Consider the following 282-nt stretch of genomic DNA (forward strand, 5'->3'; position numbering starts at 1 on the left):
GTGGCGAGCGAAACCGGATGAGGCCAAACCGTATGCGTGTGATACCCGGCAGGGGTTGCGTATACGGGGTTGTGGGATCTCTTTTTCACAGTCTGCCGGCTGTGAGACGAGTCAGAAACCGTTGATGTAGGCGAAGGACATGCGAAAGGTCCGGCGTAGAGGGTAAGACCCCCGTAGCTGAAACATTAGCGGCTCGTTTAAGAGACACCCAAGTAGCACGGGGCCCGAGAAATCCCGTGTGAATCTGGCGGGACCACCCGTTAAGCCTAAATATTCCCTGGT

1 rRNA gene is annotated in these 282 nt (G+C 56.0%); it reads left to right on the forward strand.

Going from position 1 to position 282, the window contains the following annotated elements:
• A 23S ribosomal RNA gene (locus tag ACSNOG_RS33175) occupies window positions 1-282 on the forward strand; the annotation flags it as partial.

The sequence above is a fragment of the Streptomyces sp. URMC 124 genome (genome assembly GCF_051386455.1).
Classification (GTDB): Bacteria; Actinomycetota; Actinomycetes; order Streptomycetales; family Streptomycetaceae; genus Streptomyces.